Source organism: Natronococcus sp., assembly GCF_047921035.1.
In the GTDB taxonomy this organism is placed as follows: Archaea; Halobacteriota; Halobacteria; order Halobacteriales; family Natrialbaceae; genus Natronococcus.
On sequence record NZ_JBLRWX010000137.1, the window covers coordinates 1 to 6744 of the forward strand.

Here is a 6744-nt window from a genome sequence, read left to right on the forward strand (position 1 = left end):
GCTGTAACGATTTACCGGCGCAACCGCGACCCGTGCGGCGGTTGCGCCGGTAATGACTTACAGTAAACCGTATCAGAACAACGACCGCATCACGGTGTATTCCGATTACGTGTGTCCGTTTTGTTATCTCGGACGACGCTCTCTTGAAGAATACCAGGACAGACGCGAGAGTTACCTTCAGATCGACTGGCGGCCGTTCGATCTTCGGAGCCAAAAGCGCGGACCCGACGGTGAGATCGACCACTCGGTCGACGATGGTAAGAACGAAGCGTACTTCGACCAGGTTCGCGAGAAGGTCGATGGACGAGACATTGGTGATGGTGACGTATTAGCCGATATTGCGGACGAAAGCGGACTGGACGGTAACGAGATTCGAGCGGCAATCGCAGACGAGCAACTTCGCGACCGTCTCCAGGAACAGTTTACTGAAGCCCAGCAGGACGGCGTGACGGGCGTGCCGACATTCGTCTACGAAGGGTACAGTGCTCGAGGTTCGGTTCCGCCTGCACAGTTAGAGCGACTCGTCGAAGGAACATGATTCCGTCATTCGCGGTTGGGTCCGGCGCTTGCACTACCCCCTGCAATTTATTTGTAAATTCGCCCTACCAGAACCAATGTCTGTGAGCGTTACGACGTTTGAATTGGAAAACGCTGGGGCGGGGACGTCGCCGTTCCGGCTCGAGGACACGCTTTCGAATCCCGATATCGACGCGGTCGTTTTGTTACTCCAGCGGGATTACCACTGTCGGAAGTGTCGGCAACAGGTACAGGACGTTGCCGCGCGCTACGACGAGTTCGAAGCCGAGAACGCGCTCGTCGTGTCTGTCCTTCCTGAATCCGTCGATCAAGCCCGCAACTGGCAGGAGTCGTACGACCTGCCGTTTCCCCTCCTCGCGGACCCGGTGAAGCAACTGGGTGACGACCTCGACCAACCGTCTCGATTCGGTGTCCTCGGGAACCTCCACGATATGATCGGCCGAATGCCCGAAGCGCTCGTCATCGATGTCCGAGGAGACGACCCAACCGTGACGTACGTCCACAAGGGGACGTCACCAGCGGACCGGCCGTCGATAGACGAGCTACTGGCGGAGGTCCGGAAGCTCTCGTAGAGTGCTGCCAGCACAGTGTTTACCCACCCGCGACACCAATTCAAACTGAGTCCACAATGAGCGAATCTCCATCCACTACCGACCCATCGATCACGTTGTATCGACTTCAAGCCTGTCCGTTCTGCGAGCGCGTCGTTCGCAAGCTTGACGAGTACGACCTCGAGTACCGCTCGCGGTTCGTCGAGGCGATGCACTCCGAGCGTGACGTCGTCAAGCGTATCAGCGGCAAACGTACCGTGCCTGCGATCGTCGACGAGAACACCGGTGTGACGATGTCCGAGAGCGCGGACATCGTCGACTATCTCGACAACACCTACGGAGCGGAGGCGTAACCGATGGAGCTCGATTTCGAGGTCGTCGACCTCGAGGAGTCGGACCATCCTGAAGAAGGCACACAGGCGCCGGAGTTCGTCCGCCCGCTGGTAAACAAAGAATACTGGGAGGACGTCGCCCTGTCGGACCTCACCGCAGACGGGCCGGTGCTCCTCGTGTTCTATACGATGGATGGGGACTTTCCGGCGACGTACATCTGGAACGAGTTGCGCGACCGTGCGTGGGACGAGGACTACAATGTCACGATCGTCGGGCTCTCGATCTCGTCCCCATACGAGCACAAGACGTTCATTGAGGAGCGCGAGATGTCATATCGACTGTTCAGCGACCCGCAGAACGGCGTTGCTCAAGAATACGGGATCGTCAACGATCTCGATGGAATGGCGGGAGTCAGCGAACCACGGCCCGCCGTGTTCCTCATCGACGAGGAACGGACGACTCGGTACGCCTGGGTGGCTCAGGAGTGGCCGGCATTCCCTGATTACGACGAGATCGAGGACGAACTCGCTGGGCTCTAAGTCAATAACGCTCCGGGTTGCGGATGGGTGGATGTGCTCTTCAGTTTACAGTTTGATTTCTCGTAGGGAGTCTGACTGCCCGCAGTAAGGGCACTGGAAATCGTCGACAGTGACGCCGTCGGGCATATCGTACGTGTAGTGGAGTTCGGCCATATCTAGTTCACAATCACCGTTCTCACATGCAATTTCAAGCGTCGCAGGCATACCACTCTCTAATCGTCGGTGTCGGATAAACCGGTGGGTTGGAGATGAAGTCCTGCGGTACTAATACACCGTTATTGGCCCGCGTTTTGGGTTTCTCTGTTATCACCGACCAGCACAATTTTCGGTGATTTATAATAGCTACTGAAAGTCAATGTACACCCGATCGCAGGACAGCGTCGAGATCAGTGTGTAAATCGTGTCAGTGGCTACTATAGTCGTTGCCCGGATATGAACAAGATAGACGACTCACTCACCGCTCGCTTCGCTCGCGGTTCGATCGTCGTCCCGCAGAGAGACGCGCTGTCGCGCGTCTCGGACGACGCGTCGGCTGATATGAGATGGCGAGCGAAGCGAGCCATATGCACACGTAGTGAGCGGTTAGTTACCAGAAGTATGTTGGGGTGAATAGTGCGAATAAAATGGCCAGCCCCAGCTTTATTTCAATAGTCGTTGCTCGTGGCGTATGGCAGTACCGACTACTCCCAGTGCCGACTGTAGAACCGATTCGCGCCAGCTACCAACCGAAACGGTCCCCAATCCAATTGGGGGGGAGAATAAATGACTGATAGCGACGAATACGACCTCATCGTCCTCGGTGGCGGAATGGCCGGTCTCCCCGTCGCGCTCAAAAGTGCATACAGCGAGTTGGACGTCGCCCTCATCGAAGACGATTTGCTCGGGGGGACGTGTCTCAATCGCGGCTGTATCCCCACGAAGACGATGCTTCGAAGCGCGGAAGTCGCTCACCTCGTCGATCGCGCAGCGGAGTTCGGCGTTGATGTTGAAAACGACTATACTACGGATATGGAGACTGTCGTCGAGCGCCAGCAACGCGTCGTCGAAGGAATTCGCTCCGGCGCGTACGACAACGTCGAAAACGCGGATAATCTCACGCTCGTCGAGGGACACGGCGTCTTCGAATCACCGACCGAGATCGCGGTGAACGATCGCGTACTCTCCGCGGACCGCATCGTGATTAACACGGGCGCCCGCCCGGCGAAACCGCCGATCGACGGACTCGAGGATGTCTCGACGCTAGACAGCACGTCCGCGCTCGAGGTGACCGAGTTGCCCGATCAGTTCGTCGTCGTCGGCGGCGGCTACGTCGGCGTCGAGTACGCCCAGATGTATGCCCGATTCGGGGCGGACGTGACGCTGTTCCAGCGCAGCGAGCGCGTTCTTCCGGGCGAGGAACCGGCCGTGAGTCGCGTCGTGCAGGACGTCTTCGAATCCGAGGAAATCACCGTTCAGACGAACACCGGCGTGGAACAGCTCGCCGAAACGGACGACGGAATCGAGGTGACGGCGAATCAGAACGGGGAGACGCTCACTGTCGAGGCGTCGGACGTGTTGATCGCTGCTGGTCGGCAACCGAACACCGACGGGCTCGGAATCGATGATGCGGGTATTGAAACCAACGAGAAGGGATTTATCGATGTCGACGAACAGTACCGAACGACGGCCGAGACGGTGTGGGCACTGGGCGACGTGACGGGGATGCCGATGTTCACCCACTCCGCTCGAGACGACGCCGAGCTGCTGTACCGTCACCTGGTCGAAGACGAATCGATCGACCGGACGGACCGCCACGTTCCGCACGCGGTGTTCACCGATCCGCCGGTCGGACGCGTCGGACTCACGGAAGCCGAGGCTCGGGAAGCGGGCCGCGATGTCGCCGTTGGCCGTACGGAGTATCAGGAACAGGGGAAACCCAAGGCGCTCGGCGAGACGGACGGATTCGTCAAGATCGTCACGGACGCCGACACTGACGAGATACTCGGCGCTCACATCGTCGGCAAAGGCGGTGACGATCTCATCCACGAACTCGTCGTGGCGATGGAACTCGGCGGGACTGCGTCGGACGTCGCGAACACGATCCACGTCCATCCGACGCTCTCGGAAGTCGTCAACTCCGCGGCAGGCGGCGTGCAGAAACCGTCTTAATTAGAAATGCACGACCAGTGCATGACCGGGTCAGAACTTTGTGGCTCGTCGGTCGAGGTGAGTGTGATGCTCGTTATCCACGCGACGTTCCCGGTCGATCCGGATAGCCGCGACGAAGCCCTCGAGCTCGTAGAAACTCTAGCCGAAGATTCCCGTGAGGAAGACGGCGTCGTCGACTATCGAGTCACGACGGACGTCGAGGAACCGAACGTGTTCCGATTCTTCGAACGATACGAGGACGAGGCCGCCTTCGGTGCGCACGCGGAGACAGATCACTTCGAGACGTTCGAAGAGGCGCTCCCGGATCTGCTCTCGGGCGACCCCGAAGTCACCCGATTCGACGTCGAGTCGGCGTCTCCGGTCGAACTGTGACCGGCAGGACGCGTCGCTCTCGCTGCTGATCGGAATCCGTAGCCGCAACGAGTTGGCCTACTCCTGTCCGGTCGCGACAGCGGCCAGCGACGACAGCGCGTCCGAGACGGTGTCCAAGCGGTCGTCTGCCTCGTCGAGACCGTGTCGTTCCGCGAGATAGGTCGGATCGTTGTAGCTCACCGTGACCGTTCCGTCCGCTCGTTCCATAACGAGTAGTTTCTGCGGGAGATCGATCGCCAGCGTCCGGGCCGACTGCATCAACGGTGTTCCCAGATTCGGGTTCCCGAACACCAGCACGGTCGTCGGTTTGAGGGCGTAGTCGGACGAGTCAGCGTTGGCCTCGTGGTCGAACTCCGCCATCAGGCCCAGGTCGTCGTTCTCCTCGATGGCGTCTTTTACGCGCTCGACGGAGGTCTCGACGTCGGCGTCGCTCTCCACTGTCACGAGTCCGTCGTCCGATCCGCCGTCGGCGAGTAACCGTCGGGCATCGGTACCGACACCCTCTCTTCCGTCGTCGTTACGCGATAATTTCCCAGACATCACGCAAACGACGACTGCACGACGGATAATGCTGACCCGGTCGTATGCCGAAACGACACGTACCGGGGTTGCGCTTCCCTCGGTAACCCGTCGATCGGCTGTCGCTCATTCCACGAGAAATGCCTCGAGGGTGTCGCGATACGCGTCCGGCCGGTCCTCGGTCACCCAGTGGCCGGCCTCCTCGAGCGCGACGACATCACCACCGATATCGTCGACGAGCCGTCGCCCGTCGTCGACGGGTTGCTCCGCATCGGCTGCGCCCCACAGACACAACAGATCGACGTCGATGGCATCGTACTCGATCTCGGTCGTGTGGTTCGTGTTCGTCGCCACGGCGGCGCGGGCGAACGCCCGCTGCCCGTCGGATCGGAGCCAGGGCTCGGTCATGCCGTCGATCCACTCGGGGTCCGGGTCGGCCCGTTCGAGTCCGTCGACGAACGCGCGATCGAGTTCCTCACGGAACGCGTCGGCGTCCATCTCGAGCGTCCGAGGAAGCCCCAGCGAGGTGATGTACTCGACCGGCCAGGAGCCGTACGCCGTCGCGTTCGACAGGACCAGTTTCTCGACCCGGCTGTCAGTGTGTGCGGCGTAGCGGAGCGCGACACCACCGCCGATGTCGTGGCCGACGATGTGGAACGCCTCGAGTCCCAGCCGGTCGACGAGGCCGGTCACGGCCTGTTCCTGCGCGCGGATCGAGCGGTCGAACGCGTCGCGTCGATCGCTGTTTCCGTAGCCGACGAGATCCGGGACGATCGTTCGGAAGCTATTCGTCAGTTGTGGCGCGATCTGCCGCCAGAGAAACGACCACGTCGGAATCCCGTGGAGAAACACGACGGGCACGCCCGCCCCCTCGTCGCGGTACGCCATCGACAGCTCGTGGCCGTCGACGGTGACGGTGGTCTCCGTCTGGGAATCGGTCCAGGTGTCGTGGTGCACGTGCCGCCGTTCGGCGGGAAACGTAAAAGTTCTATTCCGGTCGGATTCCGGCTGTTCTCCGACAACCGAACGGTTTGAGTGCGTTTTGTGCCCGGTCCCGTTATCGCCAAAACCGCTATTATCGCCGTCAGTCGTCAGTTCCGCCACCGTCGGCCGAGACGCCCTCGGCTACGGTGTTCGCTGTCGCCAACCGGTCGACGACCTCGTCAGTCGTGGCCGTCTCGTGAGCGATGAACTCGAAATTCGTGTGGGCGGCTTCCAGCGCCTCTCGACCGGCAGCGGCAGTTGCATCGGTCACCGTTACTACCTCGAATCCGTTTTCGACGGCGTCGCGAAGGTGGGACTCGACGCAGAGATTCGCGCTCATGCCGGCCAGAACCAGGGTATCGATGCCGCGCTGCCGGAGTTGGATTTGAACGTCGTTGCTCCAGAAGCCGGAGAGCTGCTTGTGCGGGGAGAGGACGAACGTGTTCTCGTCGGGTGCGAGTTCAGGAACGAAGTCAGCACCATCGCCGTTGACGTCGAACATCCGCGTGTCGAACATGATTTCGTCGATCGTGTTGAGGTGCTGCCACTCGTCGTACTCGGCGTCCTCGTAGTAGTGGGGGGAGTAGAACACCGGAACGTCACCCTCCCGAGCGGCCTCACGAAGCTGCTGAAGTTTTTCGACGACTGCGTTCTCTTCGACAGTTTCGCCGATTTTCTCCCAGACGACGCTCTCGGGCTTCAAGAAGTCTATCTGGGGGTCGGTGATCAGTACTGCGGTGCTTTCGGCGGTGATATCTACA

Annotated in this window: 9 protein-coding genes; 6 read left to right on the top strand and 3 right to left on the bottom strand. The window is 60.3% G+C overall.

All coding sequences use genetic code 11. The features are described 5' to 3' along the window. The first annotated feature begins 52 nt into the window (after positions 1-52). The 6 genes from ACNA7R_RS18430 (at position 53) to ACNA7R_RS18455 (ending at position 4480) form a co-directional block, all read left to right on the top strand. Entirely contained in the window at positions 53-538 is a 486-nt protein-coding gene (locus ACNA7R_RS18430) for a DsbA family oxidoreductase (protein ID WP_416284980.1), read from the top strand. Positions 539-614: 76 nt separating this feature from the next. Further along, positions 615-1109 (top strand): redoxin domain-containing protein, encoded by a 495-nt coding sequence (locus ACNA7R_RS18435; protein ID WP_416284988.1) that lies wholly within the window; start codon positions 615-617, stop codon positions 1107-1109. Between the two features lie 56 nt (positions 1110-1165). Continuing rightward, a complete protein-coding gene (locus tag ACNA7R_RS18440; protein ID WP_416284981.1) occupies positions 1166-1441 on the top strand; it encodes a glutathione S-transferase N-terminal domain-containing protein in 276 nt (91 codons plus the stop codon). A gap of 3 nt (positions 1442-1444) precedes the next feature. Continuing rightward, a complete protein-coding gene (locus ACNA7R_RS18445) occupies positions 1445-1960 on the top strand; it encodes a redoxin domain-containing protein (RefSeq protein WP_416284982.1) in 516 nt (171 codons plus the stop codon). A gap of 762 nt (positions 1961-2722) precedes the next feature. Continuing rightward, on the top strand, positions 2723-4108 hold the full coding sequence (gene lpdA / locus ACNA7R_RS18450) for a dihydrolipoyl dehydrogenase (RefSeq protein ID WP_416284983.1): 1386 nt from the start codon (positions 2723-2725) through the stop codon (positions 4106-4108). 66 nt (positions 4109-4174) lie between these two features. Next, entirely contained in the window at positions 4175-4480 is a 306-nt protein-coding gene (locus tag ACNA7R_RS18455; protein ID WP_416284984.1) for a putative quinol monooxygenase, read from the top strand. Positions 4481-4537: 57 nt separating this feature from the next. On the opposite strand, the gene ACNA7R_RS18460 is transcribed toward ACNA7R_RS18455, so the two are convergent. The 3 genes from ACNA7R_RS18460 to ACNA7R_RS18470 all read right to left on the bottom strand — a co-directional run. Further along, on the bottom strand, positions 4538-4924 hold the full coding sequence (locus ACNA7R_RS18460; protein WP_416284985.1) for a DUF302 domain-containing protein: 387 nt from the start codon (positions 4922-4924) through the stop codon (positions 4538-4540). A gap of 201 nt (positions 4925-5125) precedes the next feature. Next, complete coding sequence (locus tag ACNA7R_RS18465) at positions 5126-5956, bottom strand: alpha/beta fold hydrolase (protein WP_416284986.1); 831 nt, start codon at positions 5954-5956, stop codon at positions 5126-5128. Between the two features lie 127 nt (positions 5957-6083). Then, a partial coding sequence (locus tag ACNA7R_RS18470; protein WP_416284987.1) for a cysteine hydrolase family protein occupies positions 6084-6744 on the bottom strand: 661 nt, incomplete at its 5' end.

Coding starts and splice junctions, on each gene's coding strand:
- ACNA7R_RS18430 (WP_416284980.1), top strand. CDS start 53: ATGACTTACAGTAAACCGTATCAGAACAACGACCGCATCACGGTGTAT.
- ACNA7R_RS18435 (WP_416284988.1), top strand. CDS start 615: ATGTCTGTGAGCGTTACGACGTTTGAATTGGAAAACGCTGGGGCGGGG.
- ACNA7R_RS18440 (WP_416284981.1), top strand. CDS start 1,166: ATGAGCGAATCTCCATCCACTACCGACCCATCGATCACGTTGTATCGA.
- ACNA7R_RS18445 (WP_416284982.1), top strand. CDS start 1,445: ATGGAGCTCGATTTCGAGGTCGTCGACCTCGAGGAGTCGGACCATCCT.
- lpdA (WP_416284983.1), top strand. CDS start 2,723: ATGACTGATAGCGACGAATACGACCTCATCGTCCTCGGTGGCGGAATG.
- ACNA7R_RS18455 (WP_416284984.1), top strand. CDS start 4,175: ATGCTCGTTATCCACGCGACGTTCCCGGTCGATCCGGATAGCCGCGAC.